A 24,398-nucleotide genomic window follows, 5' to 3' on the forward strand; every position below is an offset into this window, starting at 1 on the left:
ACAATGCGTCCTCTCAAGGAGCCGTGCCAGCTGCCGCGGGCGCACCCGAAGCTGGTAGACCCGGATAAGGAACGCCGAGCTGTTCGAGGTACGAGCGGTATTTCTTCGGATCGTAGTAGTACTTGGTCATCTGCGGGCGAATGCGCTCCATCAGCTCCTTGTTGAGATGAATGGCGGGCTGGTCCTCCGGGGTCAGCACCGGGTCGTACTTCATGTCCTTGAGTTGCTCGTTGTTGAAGTAGTCCTTGGCGCTGGCGAGCAGCGCGGGCGTCGTCATGATGTCGAGGACGGTCAGCGCCACCGCCTTCGCGCCCGTTACCGCACCCTTGTGTGCAATCGGAGTCGCCATCGCCATGGCCGCGGTGACGTTGTGACCGATCGTGTTGGGAATGTTCGATGGGAAACGGATCGTGATCGTGGGCACCGTCCACATGATGTCGCCGATGTCGTCCGAGCCGCCGCGCATGGGATTGTCGCGGCTTTCCGGCGTGCCGAGCGGAGCAACTTCGGTGGCGAGCTTTTCCACTTTGAAGCCGTTCGCTTCCTGCACCGCCTTGGCGAAAGCCTGGTCATCCTCGCTCCATTGCGGCATGCCGATGGCTTTGATGTTCTCGTACGCCGCCTCGGCCAGCGGTTTGTTACCGAAGTTCGGCGCCGCATACCCCAGCACACGCCGTGTGACGGTCGTACTCGTTGCCTGCGCGGCTGCCTCCGAGATGGTGTTGCCCAACTCGTAGAGCTCGCGGATCGAAGCGAAATTCTGGTCACGGAAGTAATACCAAACAGTGCCCACTCCAGGAACGACGTTCGGCTGACCGCCGCCGTTGGTGATCACGTAGTGGGAACGTTGCGAGAGCGGCAGATGCTCACGCCGCATGTTCCATGCGATGTTCATGAGCTCGACGCCGTCGAGCGCGCTGCGGCCAGACCATGGCGAGCCTGCCGAATGCGCGGTCTTGCCGCTGAATGTGTATTCGACGGACACCATGCCGTTGTTGCCGGCCGGCCCCCATGCTGTGCTCAGATCCTTGCTCACGTGCGTGAAGATGGACGCGTCGACATCTTTGAAAAGTCCGGCGCGCACATAGAACGCCTTGGTAGCCAGCAGCTCTTCGGCCACGCCCGGCCAGAGCATCAAGCGACCCTGAATCTTATTCTTCTGCATCACCTCCTTCACCGACAGCGCCGCGGCGACCACGGCCGGCATGCCGGAGTTGTGACCTTCGCCGTGACCGGGCGCGCCCGCCAGTTGCGGCTTGATCGTCGGTGAGCCTGGGATCTGCGACAACCCGAGCAATGCATCGATGTCGCTGCCCAGAGCGATCAGCGGGCCCGCATCGCCCCAAGTCGCGGTCCAGGCGGTCGGAATGCCCGCCACGCCCCGCTGCACTTTGAAGCCGTTCTTTTCGAGAATGCCGGTGATGTATTCGGATGTCTTGAACTCCTGGAAGCCGGGCTCCGCGAAGCTGTAAATGGAGTCCACCATCTCCTGAACCAGCTTGGCGCGCTTGTCGACGCCGGCCAGCGTGGCTTGCTTCAACTCCGGGCTCGGCTGGCCAAACACCGCTGGGGCGAACACTGCGGGGGCGAACAAAGCTGTGAGGATGCCAATGCTCATTTTCGTCACATTCGATCTCCGTTGGATTATTTAGAACGACATCCGCACGCCGAGCCGGAACACCCGGCCCATCGTGTCGTACAGAATGCGATTGGTCTGCGGATAGGCCGGCGTGTTGTTCCCGTCCGGTCCGTTGCCGACCAGCTCCGGATCGGTGTTGAACAGGTTGCGAATGCTGAGGAACGCTTCGGCGTCGGCCGGGCCCATCGTGAACGAGTACGTCGCCGACATGTCCAGATAGAACGCGCCATCGATGTCGTTGTCGTTGATCGTACGGTGCTCGACGGTCGAGGTCGGGCAGTTGCTGGTGCATTCGATGAACGAGTTGTTATAGACGCCGCTGCTGACGCCGCGTCCGATCACACTGAACGACAGCACGTCCAGTGCGTACGTCGCGCTCAGGCGATAGCTCCAGCTCGGCGTCGCATTGCCGCCCTGGTTCACGCCGGCATAGTCGACGGGAAAGTCGATGCCGTTGTCGGTGATGTTATCGATATAATGAGTCGCCAATCCGCGCAGCGACAGGTCGCCGTGCCCGAGCTGCAGCCGGTAGCTGGCCTCGATGTCCAGGCCCTTGGTCCGCTGACTGGCGAAGTTGAACGGCACCAGCAGGATCTCCGAGATCTGCTGCACGTCGCCCACGGAGACATAGGAAATATTGTCGCAGAAGGACTGCACGCCCTGCTCGAAACACAGGTCCACTGTGTTCTGCGCCGTGACCGTGCCGATCGCGTCCTCGATCTCGATGTCGAAGTAGTCGACGGAGAATGCGAGGCCGGGCGCGAACGACGGCGTGACCACCACGCCGATGCCGAGCGACTCGGCCTCTTCCGGCTGGAGTAACAGGCTGCCGGTCTGCTTCTGCACGAACTGCACCGCTTGATTGCTCGGCGGCACATTGACCGTATTGGTGCGTGCCGTGCCCGCGGCGAACAGCTCGTTGAGATTCGGCGCGCGGATGTCCTTCGAGCTGGTGACGCGGAACTTCAGGTCCGGGATGGGCTGATACGTCAGGCCCGCCTTCCACGTCTCGACATTGCCGGAGATGCTGTAATCGGTGAAGCGCAGCGCTCCGTTGAAATCCAGGCCCTCCCACAACGGCGCCACGGTTTCGATATAGCCCTCGGTGACGTGATAGTCGCCCTTGGTGACCAGATAGTTGCCGTAGAGCCAGCCCGTTTCATACTGCTTCTCGACGAAGCCCTCGATCTTCTCCTTGCGCCACTCGCCGCCGAAGGCCAGCGAAACCGGTCCGGCCCAGGTGCTGAAGACATCGTTGGTCGCAAAGTTGAAGGCCGCCACATCCTGCGTCAACTCCTGCTCACGGTATGGATTGCTCGGAATGACGTAGTCGAGGGCTGCCTGGGTCACACCGCCAATGCCGATGCGGTTGATCGGCACACAACCGTTGCTTGGATCGGCGATCGATGAGCGGCACACGATCTCGCCCGTCGTCGGGTGAACGACAGCATCCTGCGCGAGCGCCATGCGCGCGTTGTTCCAAGTGTTGATGAGCCTCTCATCCAGCTTCGAGACGCCGCGTTGGAAGTAGGTATCCCAATGCCAGTCCCGACCGATCAGCGCAAAGTCGCCGTCCGCGCCGAGGAGATATCGATTCACCTCGCGCTCGTTGTTGCTGCCCGCCGCGGGAATGCCGGCGTTGGTCGAGCCCATGACAAATGAGGTGATATCCGGGTCGTTCGCGGCGTTGTACTGCGCGATCTGCTGTACCACCGACGCCGGCAGGTACGCATTGTCGGCGCGGATCGTGATGTTGCCGACGTTGGGCGTCTGTTGGTAATAGCTGAGGCCCTGGTACTCGTTGTGCGACACCTGCGCGAATACTTCCACGGCGGGCGTCAGCTCAAAACTCGCCCGACCGAAGATCGTGCGGCGTTCCTCGTCGGGCGCGAGCGAGTTGCTGCCCGCATGTCCCTGGCTCGTGTACTCCCAGTCGCCGCCGATCATCCATGGATTACTCGCGCTCGTGGTGCCATACGCCAGGCGGCCCACGGTGGCGCGCCCCGTCGTCTGATCGATCGTACCAAAGTAAGTGCCTCGCAAGGGACCGCTGACGATCAGCCCGCCCGGCGTGTGCTGACTGGGACCGATGCCCCCGCCCACCAGGCGAAACGGCTCTCCGTTGGTGGGCGTGTAATTCGGATTGTTGATCTGGAAAAAGCCGCTCTCGTTCCAGTCACGGTCGATGGTGTGGACGCCGTCTTGAGTGAAGTACTCGCTACTAAACAGCACGTGTCCCCGACCGCCGGCGAACGGCATGCCTGCAGCGAGCGTAAAGGTGTGATTCGGATTGTCGTCGTATGTCGTGACGCCGTATTCGTAGTCGGTCTTCACGCCCGTGAAGTCACGGTCCAGGATGAAGTTGACGACGCCGCCGACCGCGTCCGATCCGTAGGCCGCCGAGGCGCCGCCGGTGACGATCTCGACTCTCTCGATCAGCGCCTGCGGAAACGTGTTGATATCGACCGCGCCGGTCGAAGCCGAAGCCACCGAACGCTGGCCATCGAGGAGTACCAGCGTGCGATTCGTGCCCAGCGACCGTAAATTGAGCGCAGCGATGCCTGCCTGTCCATTGCTCAACGCACCGGACGAGTTGGATGCCGTCGAACTGCCCAACACGGAGGGCAGCGTATTCACGAAGTCGGCGACATTGGCCGTGCCAGACGTCTGAATCTCCTCAGCGCCGAGCACGCTCACAGGAGTGGGCGCATCGTAGCCGTCGCGCGCGATGCGACTGCCAGTCACGGTGACTGAATCGATCGGCCCCTCCGCGACCGACGTTTCCTGAGCTTCGACATTGAGTGCAATCAGCGAGGCGCACGCCAGTGTGGCGCCCAGACGATTGGAGATAGCCGCACGCAGCGACAGACGAGACGTGACATTCGACATGATGCAACTCCCTCAGCACGGACAATGCAGCGCGGCCCTTATATTTATAGGGTTGTTTCGCGCCGCTCCCGCTGTCCTGGTACCTGAGAGTTTCCGCACGACTTCACGCCGTGCTTGCCCCGACGGTGGAGACGCATGCTTGTTGCGTCTCGCTCTTCAGACGGCATCACGGATCTGCAGTACTTGGGCCTGAGAGTTCATGGGAGATTGCTCCTTCGGCGGAGCGTGGACGTCGCCGTCATCGCTCGCTCTCCTGCCGATCCGGTCTGTTGGAACGTTGTTTGTTCTGGCTCGAGGCTCCTTGGCGGACAGCGTATATCTGTATACAAGCATCTTGTGTGCCAGCGTGTTTGTATTCGGATGCACTGCCGTGAAGCGCGCCTCGGGGACGGCTTGCTCCACGCAGTTTGAGACGAGAAATTCAGATCGTTATCGGTGGAGGCGACCGCCCGCGCTCATGAGCGCTGCTCGCAAACGGGGCAGCGGCGCTGCTGCATGCAAGAGCGACACGCGCGGGAATGTGCTTCGCGATTGTGCAGAGCGATAGGACTTTCAGCTAAACTCGCGCGAGCCTAAACATCCTTCCCCTGGGGCACCTATCGGCTGTGATCAGGGGCACCCAGCAAAGTCCGTATAGACTTCCGTTGGCGCCGCCGCCCGTACCGCCGCGCGCTGATCCACCGTGAACTGCTCACAGACGCGATTCCAGGTCTGCGCCAGGACGCGATGATGTCCTTGCGTCAGTTGCCCACCGCCATTGAGGAACTCGGCTTCACGGCGCAGGAATCGCAACACCACTTCGACGCGATCCGGTAACGACAACGTGGACAGCGGCACGGCCAGCAGGCGAACCGGGCCCTGCTCCGTTCCCCAAACCGCGGCCAGATCGCCTCGCGACTCTTCCCAACTTCCGTATAAATATAGAAAACGCAGTTGCTCCGGCCCGAGCCCCACGGCCGAGCCGGCCAACAACACGTCCTGGTAGTTCAGAGGACGCCGTCCGCTGCTCATTCCACGGCCCGGATTGGCGGCCAGCTGCGCCCACCACCACGACATCGTCTGTCCCATCGCGTCCGGAACGGCGTTGCCCACTCCGGCCGCTTCGAAGAACGCGAAGCCCACCTCATAAGGATATGCAGGGCCGCCATCCGGCATTCCGTGATCCGCACGATCGAAGCCGATGCGACGTGACCAATCCCAAAGCTTGACGGCCGCGAATCGCAACACGTCGATGCGCCCATGATGATCGCCAGTGGTCACGAGAATTTCCGTGCCCACGCGCATCGCCGCCGCCATGAAGGTGCGCGCATTCTCGATCGATGGATCGTTTGCCAGCGCCTGCTCGGCCTTCGCCAAAACTCCGTCGGCCATCGTGAACCAGCTTGGATCGAACGTTCGCGGCAACCACCGCAGCCAGGTGGGCGCCTGCACCGATGTTGGAAGCACAAACGTGTCGACCGCGCCCGCAGACTCCCAAGGAGTGAAACTCCGAACGGCCTGCCCGCCCGCCTGCGCGAACGCGGCGTCGTCCGCGAGCACGGAATTGATGCCAGCTCCTGCGGCGCCCACGTTGTCCGCGCCGGGCTGGAACGGCGCTCGATACGGCCGACCGGCGCGCACCACGTCGAGTGAGCGGATATAACTCGCGATATCCTCCGCCTCCTCGCGCGTGAACCGATGAAACATTGCGCGATCGACGATGCTGTGGTTCGAGAACGCGTAATACTGCAGATCCGCGCCCGAATCGGCATGACATCGAGCACACGCCGGCCCCTCGTCGCGACTGATGTCACTGAAGAAGAAGCGACCGCGCTCGAGCGACTGCGCGTCATCTCGAATCGGCTTCCATAGCGCCGGCGCTTCGAGTGGCGCATCCACTCGCTGCGTTCTATCTCCGACTCGGAGCGCGACATTGAGCACGCGAAATCCCGAGATGGCAGAGCCGGCGTCGGTCACCTGCCGCGTGTAACGAAACACGAAGCGATTGTCGCCGACGACCAGCAGTGCGCGATCGATGGGCAAGGTCGCCGTTGTGACGCGTCCGTCTCGATGAGAGAACGGCCCGTTGGCATCACTGAGGTCGACGGGTGCGCCGCCGTTGATAACGAGCTGCGCGCTGTCCGCCTGCACGATGTTGTGCAACGTCAATGTCACAGCCGCGGGCTCGGCGCCGCTTAGCATCGCGCCGTCGATCTTGACCGGAAGCGTGACTTCCGTGCCCGCCGAGCCCAGCACCTCCAGCGGAAAAGTCACCGCCTGCGGCTCGACATTCGAGCGCGCAGGCGAATCACTTCCACCGCAAGAAGCTACCGCCAGGCTACAAAGCACTACCTGCAGGAGCCTGCGCATGCGGTCAGCGAGGCACCAGCCAGGCATCGAATGCGGGGTGATAGTTTCCGCCCGGCACCTGATTGTCGCGACGATACAGATCGAAGTTCTGCGGCAGCGTCGGATAGTCCGGATGCGAGAAGCCACGAACCTCCCACAGCGAGAACTTGTTCACGTGATCGCCGAAATCGAACGGCACGGTGCCGGCAGGAATGCGGGGGTTCTCGAGTCGCAGCCAGGCACGGATACAAGTGCCGTCGTTCGGATCGTTCTCGTTGCCGCCGACGCAGAGGTCATGCACCTGTGTGAAGGCATGCGTGCGATCGCCCGTGAACTCGAGATTGCTCATGGTCACCGGGAAGTTCGGCACGAACGTGTACAGGATCGGTCCCACGTCGTCGACCAAGCCGCCGTCGATGCGCTTGCGATCCGACAGCATGGTCGACTTGATGCCGAAGCTGCGATAACCGTTGTCGACGGCCGTCAGATTCACATACTGCACGCTGTTGCCGTAGGCGCCGTGCAGAAAGCCGTTCGATCCGTTCGACCAGCTCTGGTTGTCGGCGAACGGCGTGTCGTTCCGGGTGTTGTTCTGCCAGTTGCTGATGCCGTTGCCCGCGTTGTTGTGAGCGACATTGCCGTTGAAAAGATCGATGGGTGAATGGCCCGCCTTCTCCTCCGGCCACGTGATGGCGGCTTCGTTGCCGAACTCATGGAAGTTGTAGGCGATGCCGGTGGCCACGGAATCCAGAGTGTCGCCACCGCCCGCCGTGATGCCTCGCGCACGGCCGACAGCCAGGCAGCCTTCGGGCCGATTGGGAACCGCGACCTTGGCGGCCAGCACCTGGCTGAAGTTGTTCCGCCGGAGCACGCCCAAACCGTCCGCCGGCTCCATGCAACGCAGTCCGCAGGCGCTGTAATCGAAGTCGCGCACGAATCCGTCGCCTTGTCCGTCGTAGCCGGCGACGTCCGTCACCTCGATGCCGTTGCTGGTCTCGGCATGGAAGAACTCGCGCTTGCCGCCCCAGATGGCCGCGTGACGAATGAAGGAAGGATCGGATGCGTCGCGCTGCTGATGGAAGTAGATAGCAGCTCGGCGCATCGGCAATTCGCCGCGGGTGCAGTCATGGGAGGGGCCGAGCCAGCGCAGTTCCACGCTGTCGAGCTGAACGAGGCCGCGATTTGCGACCATGATGTGCGCGTGATTAGTAGAGTCGAACGAGCGCACGATGACGTTGCGTGACAAGTTGGCCGCTTCGCTGCGACGCATACAGTCAGTACAGCCAGCGTGCGCATAAGTCGGCGCTTGCGTGAGCGTCACTGTATTGCCCGAGACGCTGGCGATCTCTCGCTCATCGAACTGCTTCGCATAGTTCGCGACGGCGATCATCGCGCTCGGCGTGAGCATGACGCGATCACCCGCACGCCAGCCGGTCGCGTCGGCAACGGTGAATGTGGCGTCACCCGCGGCCGTACCTTCCATCAGCTTCGACCATGCTTTCTTGAGTTGGCCGGCGCCGGTGAACACACCATCGTCCACGACCCACAGACCCACGTCGGAATTCACGACGGTCATGCTGGTGTCCTGTGGTGGGCCACGCTCGCAGTCGTTGAGATCGTTCGCGACGCAACTGAACTCGCTCGGCGTGCCGACGTAGTTCCGATCCTCCATGCCCTGAAAAACAATCTCGGCGACCACGCCATTAGCGATGCGATCGGCCGGAGTGCCGTAATCGAGCAGTCCCCTCACGACCAGATTGCCATGCAGGGTGAGCGTCGAAGATTGTGAACGCGAGGCCGTCAACTTGCCGCCGGCCAGGATCGTCAGCGAACGCACATCAGCGTTGCAGTCGAGGACCACCGCGTTGCTGATTGTCACATCGCTGGTCGCCGTGGGCACCGCGCCTCCCCACGTGGCGGGATTGCACCATGAGCCGCCGCTGACGGTGCCGCTGTGATTCACAGTGACTGTGATGGTCTCCGTGCTCGTCAATCCAGCGGCATCACGCGCAGTTGCGCTCAGTGTGTGGATGCCGTTCGTGACGGCAGCCGTATCCCACGACATTGAGACAAAAGGCGCCGTCGTATCTTCTTCGCCGAACGCGGTACCGTCGATCGTGAAGCGCACACCGACGACACCGACGTTATCGGTCGCCGTCACTGCGATCGTTCGCGTGCCATTGACGGTATCGCCATTGGCGGGCTGCGTGATGGAAATCATCGGCGGCTGCGTATCTCCGCCACTTGCCTGCACGGTGACGTTCACCACCGGCGAAGTCATGGTGTTGCCCGCGGCATCTCGCGCCACCGCCGTGATCTGATGCTCACCCGCGCTCGCAGTCGCTGCGTTCCATTGCACGGAATAAGGCGATGAAGTGTCTTCGGCCGAGATGTTCGTGCCGTTGAGCTTGAACTGCACGCCTGCCACGCCGACGTTGTCCGTCGCGATAGCAGTTATTGTCGTCATGCCGGAGACGTTGCCGCTGGCCGGCTGCGAAATCGTGACAGCTGGTGGCGTCGTATCCGTCGTCCCGCCAGGATTTCCGCCACCCGGAGGATCGGTGCCGAGGCCGCCACCACCGCCACCGCCCCCTCCACAACCAGCCAAGCAAATCGCCACCGCGATGGCCAGCGAACCGATACGCAGAGTCAACCGAATCTCCTTATCGAAGCTGCCGTGCAGACCTACCCACGCGGGCAGTTCCAGAAGTCGCGCGGCAGCTTACGAGGAGCGCTTGCTTGCTCTAGTGACGCTTATAACAGACGTCGCGAAGTGCATACATGGCATCGCTGTCAGTGCGACTGACCTTCGATCGATAACAAGACTTCCACCACCGCAGAAGCGCCGAGCGGAAGACTTGTGACACCCGACACCATCCGTGTCGATGTTTTCTCCGGTCCGAAAACATCCGCCAGCAACTCGGAAGCCCCGTCCGCGACTTTGGCGTGATCGCGAAACTCGGGAGTCGTGACGAGCGAGACCGTCAAGCGAACGACGCGTGTCACTTTATCGAGTGACCCTAGCTGCCGCTTGGCGAGAGCGAGTGCGTTGAGTGCGGCCAATCGAGTCGCGCTCTTGCCCTCTTCGATGCTCAACTCGCCGCCGAGTTTGCCGAGGAACTTCGGAACGCCGCCCTCCGATGGCAGCGTTCCGCTCAAGTAGAGCAGCTGTCCGACCTGTACGGCGCCAACGTATGCACCGAGCGGCGATGGCGCGGGCGGCAAGGTGATGCCGAGATCGGCGAGTCGTTGCTCAGCGCTGGATCGTCGTTCCGTATTGGTGATCATGACACTCTCCTGACTCATCGATTGCCGTTACCACTTGCCCAGATGGGCGCCGCTGTCCACATTCAGCACTTCGCCGGTGATCTTGCTTGCCTCGGTGAGATACAACACGGCCTCGGCGATGTCCCGGCTGGTGCCGATCACCCCCATGGGCGATAGCGTCTGCAGGAAATCCTTGGGCACGCTCTTGAGCAGCGGCGTATCGACGACGCCCGGAGCAACCGCGTTCACACGAATGCCCTGCTTCGCATATTCCAGCGCGAGGCTGCGCGTGATCGCGTTGATGCCGCCCTTGGTGATCATCGGCACCGAAGCGCTCAGAGACAGGTTGGGATGGTCGGCGATGGAGGCAGTGATGCTCACCACGCTGCCACCACTCTTTTGCGCGAGCAGTTGCGCGATGACTCGCTGGGTGATGTGAATGAAACCATCCAGATTGGTGGCGGACAGCGCACGGAAATCCTCGGCGGTGTACTCCGTGAAGGGCTTCGCAAAGAAGATGCCCGCGTTGTTCACGAGCGCGTCGATCGAGCCGAAGCGCGATGTGGCCACATCGACGATCTTGTCGGCGGTGGTGGTCAGAGCGATGTCGCCGTCGACCAAGGCGAGGTTGTCCGAACGCAGCAGCTCGTTGCTCTGGCTGATACGGCGGGAGTTCGCCACCACGTTGTAGCCGCGCTCCAGAAACAGGTTGGCCACCGCGGCCCCGATGCCCTGAGAAGCGCCTGTCACGATGGCGGTCTTGCGTTTGCTAGTCATCTGAATCTCCAGTTGGGTTGAACGTGGGGGAGATTGTGGGCGCCGCACCCGCTGTTGATTAGATGGGAAACGCTGTAATCTGATTTCCATTAATGGCAAAGTGGCCACCATGGCAGCGCTCGACGACATCCTGGTTTTCGTGAAAGTGGCTCAGTACGAAAGCATCAGCCGGGCGGCCCGCTCGCTCGGCATGCCGATCTCGACCGTGAGTCGGCGGTTATCGATGCTGGAGACGCAGCTCGGCGTGACGCTACTCAGGCGCACCACCCGCCGCGTGAGCCTCACGCCACAGGGTCGTGACTATTTCAATGAGTGCCAGGAGCCGCTGAACCTATTGCAAGAAGCCGAACGGGTCCTCACCCGGACACAGAATCAACCGGAAGGTTTGTTACGGATCACGGTGCCGGTCGTTCTGGGGCAGGACCCGTTTCTGGAATTCCTCTCCGGCTTCATGAAAGCGCATCCGAAGATTCGCATCGACCTGGTCATCACCAATGTATTTCTCGACCTGGTCGCCGAGAACGTCGACGTCGCGATCCGCTTCGGCGAGTTGCAGGACTCCAGTGTGGTCGCCACACGCATCGGCAAGAACGTTCGCTATGTCGTCGCCGCACGCGAATACCTGAAAGAGCACGGACGTCCCGAAGAACCCGCGGACATCGAACAGCACGCCTGTGTGATGCTCAATGCGAAGAACAACGAAGCCGACTGGGACCTGGTCAGCGGCCGAAGAAAAGTGCGGGTTCACGTCTCCGGGCCAATCGCGACCCGCGACTTCAACACCGTCAGCACGTTCGTATATCGCGGGCACGGCATCGGGCTGTTGCCGTCGACCTACTGTGACGAGCGAATCGCGGACGGTCGGCTGATCCGACTGCTACCGAAGTGGACCTCGCCGCCGATTGCTGTCTTCGCTGTCTACACGAGTCGGAAATTCCTGCCACAGCGGCTCACCGCGTTCCTGGAAGCTCTGACCGCCTGGCACAGCCCGCTGTGGACCCGCGATTGAGAGTCGCGCTATCGCCGTCGTTCCTCTTCGATAATCAACCACCCGAACGCCGCGCTCGCCAACGCGAGCGCCGCTGCAATCAGCGACACGATGCGGAAGCTGCTGACGAAAGATTCCTTGAACGCCTGCTGCAGCACCTGTCGTTCCGAGCCATCGAGAGACGGCGGTGCTTCGGCTTCTGCGAGCTTGGGGGTCTCGGCACGCGCAAGCTCGCGCGTTCCATCCGATAGAGACATTTGCTCGAGGTGCTCGTCGAGAGTCGCGCCGAATACGCCAACTGCGATCATTCCCAGCACTGCGACCGCCAGCATCCCGGCGATGCGCGCGGTGGCATTGTTGATGCCTGAAGCTACGCCGGCATGGCGATCCTCGACAGACCGCATGACGCTCGTCGTGAGCGGAGCAACGCTTACCGCCATGCCGAAGCCAAGCACGACCATGGATGGAAAGAACGTCGTCCAATAGGACCCGCCGATCCCCGGCACGGCGAGCAATGCAAATCCGATGGCGGTGATCGCCGGACCGATGGTCAACAGCTTCCTCGCGCCATACCGATCGATCAACCCGCCGGACCAACGCGACAGAACGCCCATAATTAGGCTGAATGGCAGAAACGCCGCGCCCGCGAGCGCCGCGGAGTACCCCTGCACTCGGATCAGGTTGAACGGCACGAAGAACAGCGCCCCTCCCAACGAAAAATACAGCAGCAACGTAATCGCATTCGCGCCGCTGAAATTTCTCGACCGAAACAGCTCCAGGGGCATCATCGGAGAACGCGCGCGAGTTTCGCACCACAGGAACAGACACAGTGTGCCGATTGCGACGCCGAGCGAGCCCAGCACGGTCGCGCCCGTCCACCCATTCTCCGACGCGAGCGTCAGTCCATACACGAGTGCACCGAGCCCAACGACGGCAAGCGCACCCCCCGTCCAATCGACGGAGACATCACCCGATTCGTGACGGCTCTCCGGCACGCGCCAGATCGCGAGCGCGACAGCCACTGCCGCAATAGGAACATTGATTAAAAAAATGATCCGCCAGGACCAGGTGTCGACGATCCATCCGCCCAGCACCGGACCCAACGCCGTGGTGAGCGCCGATGCGCCGGCCCATGTACCGATGGCGCGGCCTCGCTCGCGCTCCGGGAACGCCGCACTGATGATCGCAAGACTCCCGGGCACGAGCAGTGCGCCACCGATACCTTGAACAGCTCTAGCCGCGATCAGCGCACCCGCGTTGGGCGACCACGCGCATGCAACCGACGCGACCGTGAACACAGCGACACCGATCACAAACATGCGACGCCGTCCGAATCGATCGCCGGCTGCGCCACCGACGAGAAGCAACGAGCCGAGCAGCAGCATGTAAGCGTTGACCACCCATTGCGTGTCACGCATCGACGCGGCGAGATCCGCCTGGATCGCAGGCAGGGCCACATTCACGACCGAAGTATCAATGAACGCCATGCTCGAGCCGACGATGGTAGCGGCGAGAACCCATGGCTTCGCGCGCTCCGCGCAGGGACGAGCGCCCGCCTCCGCGCCTCGAATCACGCCCTCGTCACAGGAGATGAACGCCGAACTCAACATCTGCAGGATTCCATCAGAGCGGCGGAACGAGTCCGAGCCGCATGGCTGCACGCAACAGTTGGGTCGCGGTCTCCGCACCGAGTTTCTGTCGGATCGACGACTGATGATTCGATTGTCTTGGGATTCAGCCCCAGCTGTTGCGCGATTTCGTTGAGCGTGCAGCCTTCTGCAAGCAGTTTGAGGACCTCGAACTCCCGCGCCGAGAGAACATCGGGAGTCGCACGCTCGGCGTTCATCGGCTGCAGCGCCAATGTCTGCGCCACGTCGGGACTCAGAAAGCGTCGACCGGCGGCGACGGTGGCAACGGCCTCCACCAGCACGCGGGGCGCGGCAGCTTTCGTCAGGTAGCCAGCGGCGCCAGCCTCGAGTGCTCGCCGCACGAAGATGGCGTCCTCATACATACTGAACATCAGCACGCGCGCCTTGGGTTCATGCGCAAGGATCCGGCGCATCGCTTCGATGCCGCTCACGCCAGGCAGCGAAATATCCATGACTACGACGTCTGCCGATAAACTGCAAAACATCTGATACGCCTCGGCGGCGCTGGTGGCCTCGCCGACCACCCTGATTCCCCCGCTGACCTCGAGCAAGCGCCGGTAGCCTTCGCGCACCACGGCGTGATCGTCGACCAACAGCACGGTGATTCGCGCACTCATGGCGACACACTCCTATGCTCACTGACGGGAATGCGCGCGAACACGCGGAAGCCTCGATCGGGGGCCGTGGTGATCTTCCACTGTCCACCGAGCATCTCGACGCGCTCGCGCATGCCGATCAAGCCGAGCCCGGAGCGAATTTCGCCCGGCTCGGCGCCGCGTCCATCATCGGTCACTTCGAAAGTAACTGCATCGGAAACATCGGCTGGCGAACCCGTACGCGCCACGCGGATCGTCACATGCCCAGCTCGTGCATGCCGCGACACGTTGGTCAGCGCTTCCTGTGTCAGCCGATAGATCGTCACGTTGAGCGGCTCGCGCAGCGAATCGAGATCGCCTTCGAATGAGACGCTGAAATGCACTGTCGGCATGCGCTGCTGACGTTGATCCAGATAGTGTTCCAGGGCCGCTTGCAGACCGAGCTCGTCGAGCGCCACCGGCCGTAGCTCGCGAATCAAATCGCGCACGACTGCGTGCAGATGATCGATGTGACGAATGATGGCGGACACGGTGCTCGCCTGCGGACCGTTCACCTGCTCCTGGATGGAAACAGCGTCGGTCTTGATGGCGTTCAAATATTGACCGAGCTCATCGTGCAGTTCGCGCGCCAGGGACTTGCGTTCGGCTTCCTGGGCTTGCAGATACTGTTGAGCGAGCCGGCGATTCTCGAGCAATAACGCTGCGAGTTGCTCTTCGGCGAGTTGCCGCCTGCTGACCTCGGCGCGCGCTTCGCGGTATCGTCGCCAGGCGAACCAGCTCAGGCACGTGGAGAGCACGAACAGGATGGCGGGCGCTTCATCGACTTGCAGCGCTTCCAATTCACGCGTGCGCGCAAACAGCCACTCATTCAACTCCACCTGGGTGAACAGTACGGCCGACCCGAGCACCACGAACGCGACGATCGCCAGGTCGAGACCGGACCGCGCACCCGCGGTTCGCTGTGAATCCACTGCCGCACCTCCCCCTCAGTAGGCAATTCGGTCGCGCGCGATCGGGAAGAATTCCCAGACAGATCGGGAAGGACTCCCTGTTCCTCCCGGAGTCCCCTGTGTGAAATTCTACGGCAGGCGGTGTTGCGCCACCGAATCAATATATCCGGGGATACTGTTCGGTCAACGGCACTCGAGCGGGGGATGAATAAGATGTCGGCAGGTCATTCGGCGGCGGCTCGACTCTCGTTATTCGCTAGCTGTCTCTCGGCTATTCCGTACCTGGCGCTGGCAGCCGACGACGAGCGCGGCCGGCCGCTCGAAGAAATCGTGGTTACGGCGCCCTATGGCGCGGGCATCGACCCGTCACTCGTTCCGGCCAACGTCCAGCGCGCCACGGCCGAGGAGCTCGAACGCTCTCACGCCCTCGACTTGACGGATTTTCTGAATCGCGGCTTCTCCAGCGTCAACGTCAATCACGCCCAGAACAACCCGCTGCAGCCAGATTTCAACTTTCGCGGCTTCACGGCGTCACCGCTGCTGGGCCTGCCCCAAGGACTCGCCGTGTATCAGAACGGCGTGCGCATCAACGAACCCTTCGGCGATACGATCAATTGGGACCTGGTGCCGATCTCGGCGATCGACTCCATCCAGCTCATGGCGGGCACTCAGCCCGTGTTCGGTTTGAATACGCTGGGTGGCGCGCTGTCGCTGAGGATGAAGAATGGCTTCACTCACGAGGGCACCCAGGCCGAGGCGTATGGCGGCTCGTTCTCCCGGCGGGCTGGGTCCATTCAATCCGGCGGCAACAATGGGCGTTGGGGCTACTACGGCAACGTCGATTACTTCGAGGAAGACGGCTGGCGGGATTACTCGGAGTCTGACGCGTTACGCGTGTTCACCGCGCTGAGCGGCCGAGGCGATGACTGGACGCTCGATCTGAGCGGCGCTTACGGCAAGACCGAGCTGCGCGGCAACGGCGCGTCGCCCGTCGAGCTGCTGGCCATCGATCGGGAACAGGTCTTCACGCACCCGGACCTGACCGAGAACACCCAGATGCAGTTGATCCTGGAAGGCTCGCGCAAGATCTCGGACGGACTGCAGATCGCCGGCAATGTTTATTATCGGGACATCGATACCGACACGTTCAACGGTGACGGCTCCATCTTCGAAGAGTGCGATGTCGACGGCGAAGAACTGCTCGTCGAGGATGAGTTCATCGACGTGAACGGCGACGGCGAATGCTCATCGGACGACGATGACGACATCGAACCCGTGCTGGATCTGGACGGTGAGCCGATCGAGGCGGAGCTGGACGATGAAGAGCTCGACGCCGTCAACAATATCGGCCGCCGCCGCCAGGAAAGCTATGGAGTCTCGGGTCAGCTCGCTCTGCATTCACCGCTGTTCGGCGGCGACAACGACCTCACGCTTGGCGTCGCGTACAGCGAGGGGCGCGCGTCCTTCCACTCCATGTTGGAGGTCGCGAGGCTGCTCGAGAATCGCGCCACCTCGCGCACTGGCATCTTTGCCGAGGAGTTCATTACGGATGTCAGCAGCGAGGTGACCAACGCCAGCGTGTACTTCGCCGATACCCTGAGCGTTTCCGAGCGCGTCGCAGTGACACTCTCGGGGCGCCTGGATAACACTCGTATCCGACTTTCGGATGGCACCGGCGAGAGCTCGGAACTCAATGGCAGTCACGAATTTCAGCGGTTCAACCCGGCCGCCGGTGTCACATTCCAACCGACTTCCGCACTGACGCTGTACGGAAGTTATGGAGAGTCGGCGCGAGCGCCCTCGCCCGTCGAGCTTGCGTGCGCGAGTGAAGATGCGCCCTGCAATCTGCCGAATGCATTCCTCGCCGACCCGCCACTCGATCAGGTCGTGGCAAAGAGCTGGGAAGCGGGTTTACGCGGCACGCTCGGGCGAGATCTGCGCTGGCATCTCGGCGGCTTTCGCACGATCAACCACGATGACATCTTGTTCCAGACGACGGGCGGCGCCCAAGCGAACGTGGGGTTCTTCGACAACGTCGGCGACACGCGACGCACGGGCCTCGAGCTCAGCATCTCCCAGCGACTGTCGCGCGTGCACTGGTCCATCGAATACAGCTTCGTGGACGCTACTTTCGAAGACAGCTTCATCATCAACAGTCCCAATCACCCCGTCTTCGACGACGAACCGGATGACGCGCCGATTGTCGGCGAAGACAAATTGCTGGTCCGCTCCGGCTCGACGATTCCTGGCATCCCCGAGCATCAAGCGAACCTGGGCCTGGACTTCAACGTCACCGATCGTTTCAGCATTGGCGGCGACGTAGTAACGCGCTCGGGCGTCTACCTGCGTGGCGACGAAGCCAACCTGCTCGAGAAGACCGACAGCTACACCATTCTCAATCTGCGGGGCGAGTATCGCATCGGCGATTCAGTCACGCTGTTTGCGCGCATCGATAACGTCTTCGACGAGGACTACGAAACATTCGGGCTGCTGGGCGAACCGGACGAAATCTTCGAGGACTTCGAAGATCCTCGCTTCTTCGGCGCCGGCCCGCCGTTGGGCGCTTGGATGGGCGTCAAGATCAAATTATAGGGATGGACTCATCCGGCATGCGCCATCGAATCATCGTGCTTGGTCTGTTGGTCGTGGCGTCTGCCGCGCACAGTTCCAGCGAACGCTAGCAAGCCGCGGCGCCTACGACAGCGCACCGGATCTATGTCACCAATGAGATGTCTGGCGACATGACTGTCATCGACAGCCAGACACATCGGGTGCTCGCTACGGTTCCGCTCGGCAAGCGTCCGCGTGGCATTCAACTGAGTCCCGACGGCACGCAGCTCTTTGTCGCACTGAGCGGCTCGCCCATCGCCGGGCCGGGATCAGTCCCGACGGACGCTTCGTGTATATGACCTCGGAAGAACATCACCAGGTCTCGGTGATCGATACTGCACAGAACAAGGTCATCAAACAATTCAGCGTCGGCCAACGACCGCGGCAGGCCGCCTTCTCTCCCAACGGCGAAAGTGCCTACGTCACTGGAGAGAACGATGGCACGGTAGCGGTCATCGATGCGCGCAATCACACGGTGATCAAAACCATTCAGCTGACGGGCGAGCTCGTTCGTCCCATGGAAATCGATGTCTCGCCCGACGGCCGTTCGGCGTATGTCACAACGGGCCGCGGGCGCACGGTGGTCGAGATCAGCGCGACGACCCATCAACCGGTGCGCACCGTCACCGTCGGCCAGCGCCCTTGGGGACTGGCAGTCAGCCCCGACGGCAAGCGACTCTACACGGCGAACGGGCCGTCCAACGATGTGTCGATCGTGGACGCGGCGTCATTCAAGGTTGTGGCGACAGTGCCGGCGGGGACGCGTCCGTGGGGCGTCGTGGTGGCTCCGTCACCTCGGGAATGAGCTTCCGCTTAGATTTCCCGATGGACTCGAACAGGTCGCCGCGGGCTTCGCGCTCGCCGAACTGTTGCATGCATTTGGGCGGGTTGGGCGCACCGACCAGTGCATTGGGATCCTTGATCGTAGGAAAGCGCAACTCTGTATAGCAATGCTCGTTGTGCCAGATCAGGGTGCGGCCCTGAACTGCATCGTTGTCGATATCGCCGGCTTTGCGTCGGGGCGCTTCGAAGATCGACGGCGCCGATGCAGAACCCGACCGCTCGCGCTCGACCGGTCCCAGCGCTCGATAGCTCCCATCTCTGATCGCCTTGCCCACCGCTGCCGTAGCCGCGGCCTCCATGGAGCCACGCCAGTCCTGGATCGCCGCGCGCTCGGTCGTCGCTACGTCTTCTGACGTCGCGGGAACGGGCGCTATCGGGGCGACACTGAGCGGTGGCGTGCGCGTCGGCTCGGGCACGGTCTGTTTCGGAGCAACCGCACGCAGGTCGCGCTTCGACTCGTCAACATTCACCAGAGTGAGTGCGCGCGAATCAGCGGCTGTGTTCGGACGATTCCAGCGAGCATTGAGCGCTATCTTGAGCACCACCAAATGCAGCGCGGCCACGAGCAGGCCCACACATACGCGTGCAGCGGCGTTGCCTGCCGACGTCCCCATTCAACTCTCCATGCGACTTTCTTCGAACCCGCGCGGCCGACGCGCGCGCTGTCGTTATACGATCGATTCTTCATGAGAGAGTTCCATACCGTTCTGATCGCCGCCGTTCGTTCTCGGAACTGTTTGCCTTCGCCAAGCGCTAAAAACAGTGGTCGATGCTTGATTACGTGAACTTTGGTGGACGCGTTGAGGGAGATTGGCTGGCCTGAGATCAGGCAGATATCTGGCGCAATAGGCACTGCTTCGCAGCCGCGCATCCGTTTTCTCAAATCCTGTACTCACATTTTCTTCGAGGTCTTCAGTGAAATTGCCTGTTTACTTCGCGGCGATCGCCGCAGCTACACTGATGCAGGGATGCGCCAAATCATCTGTTTCTCCGCTGGCCGCCGCGTTCGGCGCGACGGGTTCCGATTCAGCGAATGCGACTGCAGGCGTGAATCCTGCAACGGGAATTACCATCTGCGCGAATCCCGCGGGTTGTGACGACAACGGCCAGGGCCTGGCTCACGGCGACGAGATCGGCGAGGAAAAGAACGCCCCGCAGGTGGAAGGTCATCCGCTCACATCCGTGGTGGTCACTCAATGCAACCTGATCGTCGCCGTGTACATGACCATGCCGGATGGCCGCCTGCTGCGCTTCGACAGCAAGGCGGAGGTGGCCGCCGATCAGCTCGTCAGCATGGCCTATACGGCGACACGCAGCGAACGCGTCGAGGTCTCGTGCAGCGGCATGGGTCCCTCCGGATACGAAACTCACGAGCCGACTTGACTTTGAACTCGGCGCAGCAGCGTTATTCTGGGTCGACGAAGCTATTGATCGACAGGCGACCGGTGCGAGGGTTGGCGTCCGGAATGAACGCGCGGTCGATTGATCCCGAATGTAACGAGTTACGGCGGTACACGAGCATCCGGTTGAAGACGCTTTCCGCGCGGGCGACTTGCTCGAAGATTGGAGTGTCGCCGTTGATGTACTCGCCAATGGGTCGGGCGGGGCCGGAGCACTCGGCTTCGAGGGTGCGCGAATAGGTGGGGCGGCGAGATTCGTCCAGGTATTCGTAGCCGGTGGCGCGATGACGATAGAACGCGGTCCCGCCGAGATTCTCTTTGAAGAGATAATGAATGGTCGCGACGCCCTCGGGTGCGAATGAATCCACATGCGGCAGACACTGTGGAAGCGTGAGCTGTGCAGCTGGCGTGGTCACGAGCGAGAAGTGACACATGCTCAACCGCAAGGAAGCACTGTTGATGCCGAAGTACTGCGAAAGCAGCGGCTGCAGCCGGGTCGCCAGAAAGTTTTCGTAAGAAGGTGGCGCCTTCGCCCGAATGCCTGGATAGTAGCGACCGCCGGAAGCGAACGGCGCTTTAGCCGCCCGACTCACCAGCCGGTCGGGCTCGGCAACGAAATTGTCGATGACCAGAAGCGGTGCGCCTTCGCGCCCGATGGTGAGCTTTTCGATCCTTATGTCTGGGTGCAGCTCCAGAATCACGCAACAGTCCCCGTTCCATTTGCCGCTACCCTGTCATTTTCATACGGCCGCGGCAACTTATCGAGGAACTACCCGCAGGTCAGGCACAGCTTCTAATCGGCCTAGCCTCAAGCAGCCTCGGCGATGCGATGCTCGTAATACGGCCGATGCCGCTGGCTCAAGATCTCGAAGAGTTCCTTGGCACTGCGTCCTCGCGGCGTCAGCCAGGCGAGCGCCGCTTCTCGCGTGAGATTGATGGGGCACCTGTTGTGCCCCGCCTGCGCGACTTCGGCGGGCGGCTCATCGGTGATGAGCGCCATCGAGTGGAGCACTTCGTCACCTCGCTGCCATCGTGCCCAGATGCAAGGGACGAGCATCGTGGTCGCGTCCTGCGGATTGAACTGGAGCACGACATTCTCCGGTCGTTCGCCCTCCTTCAGCTCGCGTCCCTCCATATCATGAACTTTGACGTTCTCGCGGAATCCTTCCAACACCAGCAAACCGTGATTTTTGCCGAACACCGGACGCCACCAGTCTTCCAGCGAGTCGATGCGCGCGTTGTAGTTTCCCTGCAGGCGCTTGTCCATGTCCGGCGCATGCCCCGGCAATCGGCAGTGATAACGCATGGGTGTGATTTGCCGCTGGCCGTCGATCTCGACGATCAGCGGCCCGTAGTGCATCGGATACATGACGAGGTCTTCTTCGACCGTCTCGACGTCGCGAAAGTCGTTCAGCCATTTCAAGCGCTGCTCGATCTTGTCCGCCGACACCTGCAGATCTTTCTGCGCGGCCTTGGTGGCTTTCTGCGCCAGCTTGCGTTGCGCGTCGGCATGTCGCCGACGCTGCTCGAAGATTTCCGTCTGCCATTCGCTCGTGCGCTGCTGACGATAAGCGGCGATTGCGGCCACGATCTGCGCCACCGCCGGATCGTTCATGCCGAGAAATTGCCGATCAAGCGCAATCGGCAATTTGAACGCTTTGGGGTCGTCGCCGCGCGCCTCGTAGACACGCTGAAAGGCGGCAAAATCGATACGAGCGCCGAGCTCCCGCTCCAAACGACGCAAGTCCGCGGCGACCAGCGCTGCGTAACACATGACAACCCCTGAAGGACAAAAGCCTGGGGTCAGATGATGCCATGCCCGCCAAAAATAATTCAGCGGGCGATCAGCCGGTTATCTCGCCTCGGGGGATCGTCCACACGTTTCTGCCGGTCTAGCTCCTTCCACCCGCGCTCAAAGCGATCTAGGATCTGTACATCCGTACAGTCCATGACTCGCCATGCCCGACCGGCCCGACCACATCTGCTGTCCCACTTGCAATGGCACCGTGTTCCAGCCCGTTGTGTTCACGCGCCGGGATGGTTCGCGCGTCACGACTGCATTGTTCGCCTGTGCGAACTGCACCAGCGTCTGCCTGGACCCGGTCGCGTTGACGCGCGCGTTCGAGGATCGACCGAAAGCGCGACGGCCTCCGTCCAGCAGTCCGGCCATTCAGGCGTGGTCGAAGATCAATCAGCGGCGCCGGGAGCGGGAGTGAGCGATGAACACCGTCACGCTCGCCGACATTCCGCTGCTCTGGCGTGCAGAGTCGCTCGCGCCGCTACAGGCCCAATGCGTTTCCACAGGCCACGACACACTCGATCGGGCCCTGGGCGGCGGTTGGCCGCAGCCCTCGCTCATCGAGTTGCTGTGTGACGATCATGGCATCGGCGAATTGCGACTCCTCATCGGCCTGTTGAGGAACGCGCAAGGAACGTCAGACACGGCGTCCCGAAAAGTAGTGCTGTGGTTATCGCCCCCCTTCGAACTGCATGCCATTGCGCTGAGCCAGTGCGGTCTGGCGCCGAACGATCATTGGGTGTGTTCGGTAGCGACGCCCTCTGACTTGCAATGGGCCATGACCCAGGCGCTGCGCTCCGGCGCATGTCTTGCCGTCATTGCATGGGCGCGACAGTTGAAGCCTGCAGCCCTACGAACGCTCAAGCTCGCAGCCATGACGGGCCGCAGTGTGGGTGTGTTGTTTCGACCGACGAGCGAAGCGCGAATCGCATCCCCTGCAACCTTGCGCATCGCGCTCCGACCGCAGCCGGACGCACTCGAACTTTCGATTCTCAAAATGCAAGGCCGACGGCCGAGCGTCGTGTGCATGGTGCCCGCCGACGCGGATCGCTCGACGAGCGAGGCGAAGTAGCCATGGCTGCCGCTGCTCAATTGATGCTGTTCGAGATGCCGGTGCGACCCATCGCGCCAGCGCCTCAGCCCATCGAATCGCCACCCACGCCCTCACCTGCTTCCTCGCGCCGACGTTCGCAGGCGTGGTTGGCGTTGCACTTCACCGATCTCTCACTGGCAGCCGCATATAACGCCGCACCGTTGGATCGCCGTGCGTCGCTCGATGCGTCAGCGTGGGCCGTGATCGATGACGATCGGTTGAAACACGTCGTGGCCTGCAATGAGCGGGCTTGGAACTACGGCGTTCGCCCGGGCCATCGCATGAATGCCGCGATTGCCTTGTGCAGCTCGCTCACGTTGATCTCACGTGATATGGCAGCGGAGACGAGCTTGCTTGAACGCATCGCGAGCGAATGTCTGAAGTACACGTCGGCCGTCAGCGTGCAACCGCCGAACGAAGTGTTGCTCGAAGTGCGCGGTAGTTTCCGGTTGTTCGGCGGGCCCGCTGCATTGATCGAGCGCATTCAAGCCGATCTCTGCGGCCTCAACGCAGGTCTGCAACTTGCGCTCGCACCGACTGCACGGAGCGCACAGTGGCTGGCTCGATCGTCAACCACACCGCGCGTCTGCTTCCCGCGCGAGCTCTCGGAGGCGCTTGGCTCGCTGCCAATCACAAGCCTGCAATGGCCGCTGCCGGTCGAACTGCAACTAACACGTTTTGGCGTCATGACCCTCGGCGATCTGATGCGGCTATCGCGCAAGGATCTGGCGCGACGAATCGGCGGCGGCCCCGTTCGTGAGCTGCAACAGGCGATGGGCCGTACGACGTGGCTTCATCGCGGCTGGTCGACGCCGCCCAGTTATCACGATCGAGTCCTGCTCGATTTCGAGATAGAAACGACGTCGCTGCTCGAGAAAATGCTGGAGCGTCCGCTCGCTCGTTTGAAACGCACGCTGATCGGCGCGGCGCGCACCATCGACGAGCTCACCATCACGCTGAAACATCGCGAGGGCTGCACACCCATTGCGATTCGTCTGCAACAGGCCACCGCCGACACTGCGCATCTTTCTACCCTGCTGCACGAACATTTGGATCGACTCGCGCTGCGAGCGCCGGTCCGTGAAGTGGCGATCGACGCGCCGAGGTTACTCGTTGCCCACGCACGCAATCACTCGCTTGCCATGGATCCCGCCACGCGGGCCGATGTGCCCGCGGCGTCCGAGCTCAAAGCCCGATTGCTCGAACAGCTGCAAAGTCGCTTCGGTGTGAACGCGATTCGCGCGCTCGCGATGCGGGCGCATCACGTCCCAGAACGGGCGCAGTGGGCGGAGGCGCCATCGCAAGCCTCAGCAGCTATCGCCACTCCAACCCGCTTGCCGAGGCGCCCCCTCTGGCTGTTTCGTGAACCGAAACCCGCCACGCGCGAGTATCTGCAAGGTGCCTTTCGAATCGAATCGAGCCCCGAGACGATTGAGGCCGAAGCCTGGGAAGGCGCCAGCGTGAGGCGCGCGTACTATCGGGCGCGCACGCGCGAAGGCGTTGAATGCTGGATCTACCGCGACTTGCAGTCACCTCACGACTGGTTCGTGCACGGGCTGTTTGGATGAGCG

Annotated in this window: 18 protein-coding genes, 1 pseudogene and 1 riboswitch; of the genes and pseudogenes, 7 read left to right on the plus strand and 12 right to left on the minus strand. The window is 62.1% G+C overall.

Going from position 1 to position 24,398, the window contains the following annotated elements; translation table 11 throughout:
- Nucleotides 1-13: 13 nt before the first annotated feature.
- The 6 genes from VGD45_RS21865 to VGD45_RS21890 all read right to left on the minus strand — a co-directional run bounded on the left by VGD45_RS21865 (nt 14) and on the right by VGD45_RS21890 (nt 10,900).
- Nucleotides 14-1,618, minus strand: coding sequence for an amidohydrolase (locus VGD45_RS21865; RefSeq protein WP_331157476.1), 1,605 nt, complete (start codon nt 1,616-1,618; stop codon nt 14-16).
- Nucleotides 1,619-1,648: 30 nt separating this feature from the next.
- A complete protein-coding gene (locus VGD45_RS21870) occupies nt 1,649-4,528 on the minus strand; it encodes a TonB-dependent receptor plug domain-containing protein (RefSeq protein WP_331157477.1) in 2,880 nt (959 codons plus the stop codon).
- Between the two features lie 167 nt (nt 4,529-4,695).
- Nucleotides 4,696-4,794, minus strand: a riboswitch (glycine riboswitch).
- A 343-nt stretch (nt 4,795-5,137) separates the two neighbouring features.
- Nucleotides 5,138-6,781: a hypothetical protein gene (locus VGD45_RS21875; RefSeq protein WP_331157478.1), complete on the minus strand. Its 1,644-nt coding sequence runs from the start codon at nt 6,779-6,781 to the stop codon at nt 5,138-5,140.
- 100 nt (nt 6,782-6,881) lie between these two features.
- Nucleotides 6,882-9,509: an Ig-like domain-containing protein gene (locus tag VGD45_RS21880; protein ID WP_331157479.1), complete on the minus strand. Its 2,628-nt coding sequence runs from the start codon at nt 9,507-9,509 to the stop codon at nt 6,882-6,884.
- A gap of 140 nt (nt 9,510-9,649) precedes the next feature.
- The gene (locus VGD45_RS21885) at nt 9,650-10,144 is read right to left on the minus strand and encodes a RidA family protein (RefSeq protein WP_331157480.1); all 495 of its coding nucleotides are present in this window, start codon (nt 10,142-10,144) and stop codon (nt 9,650-9,652) included.
- A 27-nt stretch (nt 10,145-10,171) separates the two neighbouring features.
- A complete protein-coding gene (locus tag VGD45_RS21890; RefSeq protein WP_331157481.1) occupies nt 10,172-10,900 on the minus strand; it encodes an SDR family oxidoreductase in 729 nt (242 codons plus the stop codon).
- A gap of 109 nt (nt 10,901-11,009) precedes the next feature.
- On the opposite strand from VGD45_RS21890, the gene VGD45_RS21895 reads away from it, so the two are divergent.
- Nucleotides 11,010-11,909 carry a LysR family transcriptional regulator gene (locus VGD45_RS21895; RefSeq protein WP_331157482.1) on the plus strand — a complete coding sequence of 300 codons (900 nt, stop codon included), beginning with the start codon at nt 11,010-11,012 and terminating at the stop codon, nt 11,907-11,909.
- An 8-nt stretch (nt 11,910-11,917) separates the two neighbouring features.
- Here the strand turns inward: VGD45_RS21895 and VGD45_RS21900 are convergent, their stop codons facing one another.
- The 3 genes and pseudogenes from VGD45_RS21900 to VGD45_RS21910 form a co-directional block, all read right to left on the minus strand.
- Nucleotides 11,918-13,498: an MFS transporter gene (locus tag VGD45_RS21900; protein WP_331157483.1), complete on the minus strand. Its 1,581-nt coding sequence runs from the start codon at nt 13,496-13,498 to the stop codon at nt 11,918-11,920.
- A 13-nt stretch (nt 13,499-13,511) separates the two neighbouring features.
- Nucleotides 13,512-14,154 (minus strand): annotated as a pseudogene (locus tag VGD45_RS21905) (response regulator).
- The gene (locus VGD45_RS21910) at nt 14,151-15,104 is read right to left on the minus strand and encodes a sensor histidine kinase (RefSeq protein WP_331157485.1); all 954 of its coding nucleotides are present in this window, start codon (nt 15,102-15,104) and stop codon (nt 14,151-14,153) included. The pseudogene VGD45_RS21905 and the gene VGD45_RS21910 overlap by 4 nt, the downstream one beginning before the upstream one ends.
- A gap of 183 nt (nt 15,105-15,287) precedes the next feature.
- Here VGD45_RS21910 and VGD45_RS21915 point away from each other — a divergent pair, with 183 nt between their 5' ends.
- The 3 genes from VGD45_RS21915 to VGD45_RS21920 all read left to right on the plus strand — a co-directional run bounded on the left by VGD45_RS21915 (nt 15,288) and on the right by VGD45_RS21920 (nt 18,498).
- Nucleotides 15,288-17,675 (plus strand): TonB-dependent receptor, encoded by a 2,388-nt coding sequence (locus tag VGD45_RS21915; protein WP_331157486.1) that lies wholly within the window; start codon nt 15,288-15,290, stop codon nt 17,673-17,675.
- A gap of 119 nt (nt 17,676-17,794) precedes the next feature.
- Nucleotides 17,795-17,992, plus strand: a complete 198-nt coding sequence (locus VGD45_RS34405) for a hypothetical protein (protein ID WP_414717598.1) — start codon at nt 17,795-17,797, stop codon at nt 17,990-17,992.
- Complete coding sequence (locus VGD45_RS21920; RefSeq protein ID WP_331157811.1) at nt 17,962-18,498, plus strand: cytochrome D1 domain-containing protein; 537 nt, start codon at nt 17,962-17,964, stop codon at nt 18,496-18,498. Before VGD45_RS34405 ends, VGD45_RS21920 begins: the two co-directional genes overlap by 31 nt.
- Here the strand turns inward: VGD45_RS21920 and VGD45_RS21925 are convergent.
- On the minus strand, nt 18,425-19,150 hold the full coding sequence (locus tag VGD45_RS21925; protein WP_331157487.1) for a hypothetical protein: 726 nt from the start codon (nt 19,148-19,150) through the stop codon (nt 18,425-18,427). The two genes, VGD45_RS21920 and VGD45_RS21925, sit on opposite strands and share 74 nt — an antisense overlap.
- A gap of 301 nt (nt 19,151-19,451) precedes the next feature.
- Here VGD45_RS21925 and VGD45_RS21930 point away from each other — a divergent pair, with 301 nt between their 5' ends.
- Nucleotides 19,452-19,919, plus strand: coding sequence for a hypothetical protein (locus VGD45_RS21930; RefSeq protein WP_331157488.1), 468 nt, complete (start codon nt 19,452-19,454; stop codon nt 19,917-19,919).
- 22 nt (nt 19,920-19,941) lie between these two features.
- Here the strand turns inward: VGD45_RS21930 and VGD45_RS21935 are convergent, their stop codons facing one another.
- Both VGD45_RS21935 and VGD45_RS21940 read right to left on the minus strand, forming a co-directional pair.
- Complete coding sequence (locus tag VGD45_RS21935) at nt 19,942-20,637, minus strand: DUF6445 family protein (protein ID WP_331157489.1); 696 nt, start codon at nt 20,635-20,637, stop codon at nt 19,942-19,944.
- 107 nt (nt 20,638-20,744) lie between these two features.
- The gene (locus VGD45_RS21940; RefSeq protein ID WP_331157490.1) at nt 20,745-21,710 is read right to left on the minus strand and encodes an SOS response-associated peptidase family protein; all 966 of its coding nucleotides are present in this window, start codon (nt 21,708-21,710) and stop codon (nt 20,745-20,747) included.
- A gap of 445 nt (nt 21,711-22,155) precedes the next feature.
- Between VGD45_RS21940 and imuA the strand changes: the two genes are divergently transcribed.
- Together imuA and VGD45_RS21950 are read left to right on the plus strand one after the other, a co-directional pair.
- Complete coding sequence (gene imuA / locus VGD45_RS21945; protein ID WP_331157491.1) at nt 22,156-22,806, plus strand: translesion DNA synthesis-associated protein ImuA; 651 nt, start codon at nt 22,156-22,158, stop codon at nt 22,804-22,806.
- Between the two features lie 2 nt (nt 22,807-22,808).
- Nucleotides 22,809-24,395 carry a DNA polymerase Y family protein gene (locus tag VGD45_RS21950; RefSeq protein WP_331157492.1) on the plus strand — a complete coding sequence of 529 codons (1,587 nt, stop codon included), beginning with the start codon at nt 22,809-22,811 and terminating at the stop codon, nt 24,393-24,395.
- The last annotated feature ends 3 nt before the right edge of the window (nt 24,396-24,398 follow it).

Origin of the sequence: Steroidobacter sp. (assembly GCF_036402275.1) — a bacterium.
Lineage (GTDB): Bacteria > Pseudomonadota > Gammaproteobacteria > Steroidobacterales > Steroidobacteraceae > Steroidobacter.